Genomic DNA, 1,627 nt, shown 5'->3' with positions numbered 1-1,627 from the left:
CGAGCGCACCGAGTCCGGCGGCGGCCGCAAAGATGCCGGGCGCCGCTGCCATCATGATCGGGATCGCCATCTGCACCGCGATCTGTCCCATCGGCCACAACAGCATCAGGGTGTGGAAGACGGTCCATCCCAGGGAGCTGGCCAGAATCGGGGACATCCCCGGGATCTGCAATAGCATCTGGCCGACCGCGCTGGCGAACGGAAACGCCTCGATCGGATATCCGTCGACACCCAACAGCGACCACAGCCACTTCGCGACCGGGTCCGAAAAGCCCATGTTGATCTCTCTGAGCAAGTCGGCGATCTGTTGCTCCCAGCTCACACCGGCGACGGCTTGACCTGCCGAATCCACGACCGCCGGTGCGGGAGTGGCCACCGGGACCGACGCCAGTGCCGACCCGGCGACACCCTGGTAGACGGTCATCATCTCCGCCGCCTGAATCCACATCCGGACATAGTCGGCTTCGTTCAGCGCGATCGGAATGGTATTGACCCCGAAGAAGTTGGTCGCGACCAGCGTCGCGTGCACGGCGTGGTTGGCGGCCAGTTCGGCCAGCGTCGGCATCCCCGCCAGCGCGGCGGTGTAGGCGGTCGCCGCCGTCTGGTGCAAGGCGGCGGCCGCAGCGCTCTTTGCGGCGCTGTCGGTCAGCCAGCTCAGGTAGGGCACGTGCGCGGTCGCGTACTGCTGGGCGCTGGGCCCCTGCCAGGCGCCGGACTGCACGCCGGCGAGCACCGCGTCGAGTTCGGCGGCCACCTCGGCGTACTCGGCACTCATCAGCGACCAGGCCGACGCTGCTTCCAGCAGCGGACCGGGCCCGGGTCCGGCGCTCAACAGCGCCGAGTGCACCTCTGGTGGCGACGCCAGCCAGACCGGTGCGGTCATGAAGACACCTCCCCTTTCCCGATTCCCCGGCGATACCGGTCTTGTTCTTCTCCACCAATGGTCGTCTCATCGACCGGCTTGGTTCCCGACCGGGTGAATCTTTTGGCCCCTTTGTTTCCCGGCGCAGAATGCGCGACTATGGCGGCATGCGGTGCGAGGTGGTGCGTGAAACCCTGTCGGCGCTGCTCGACGGTGAGCAGCAGGAGTTGAACGCGCAGCAGGTCGACGCGCATCTGGCGTCATGCCGCAGCTGCCGGCGCTGGTTGGTGGGTGCGGCCGCGCAGGCCCGCCGGTTGACCACGATCGAAACCGGCGCCGACGCGGCCGCCGGCCCTGACTTAGCCGCGCAGATCCTGGCGGCTGCCGGCGTGACTTCGGTCACCGGCCAGCTGGTGTCCGGTGGCTGGCGGCGATGGGGTTACCGCCGGCTGGCGCTGATCGCGGTCGGGGTGCTCCAAGTCGCCATGGCGATGGCGCAGATCGCCGGGGTGGACTTCGGGATGGTGTCGGCGCACGGTCACGGGGCCGCCACCGGGGCGCATTTGCTGCACGAGTCGACCGCGTGGTTGTTGGCGCTGGGCGGGGCGATGATCGCCGCGGGCGTCTGGCCCGGTGTGGCGGCCGGCGTCGCCGCGATCGCCGGGGTATTCGCCCTGGCATTGAGCGGATATGTGGCCATCGACGCCTACCACGGTCAAGTGACCGCGGCGCGGGTCGCCAGCCATCTACCGGTCCTGGTCGGCC

2 protein-coding genes are annotated in these 1,627 nt (G+C 68.9%); one reads left to right on the top strand and one right to left on the bottom strand.

Annotated elements, in window-relative coordinates:
- Positions 1 to 883, bottom strand: an 883-nt coding sequence (locus tag DQP56_RS24160; RefSeq protein WP_133259037.1) for a PPE family protein, incomplete at its 3' end; no start/stop codon positions are given.
- Between the two features lie 146 nt (positions 884 to 1,029).
- On the opposite strand from DQP56_RS24160, the gene DQP56_RS24155 reads away from it, so the two are divergent.
- The coding region (locus DQP56_RS24155) for a DUF2275 domain-containing protein (protein ID WP_205868976.1) at positions 1,030 to 1,627 on the top strand (598 nt) is incomplete at its 3' end.

The organism is Mycolicibacter senuensis, assembly GCF_003284925.1.
Classification (GTDB): Bacteria; Actinomycetota; Actinomycetes; order Mycobacteriales; family Mycobacteriaceae; genus Mycobacterium; species Mycobacterium algericum_A.
This window is presented reverse-complemented; position numbering and strand designations above follow the sequence as displayed.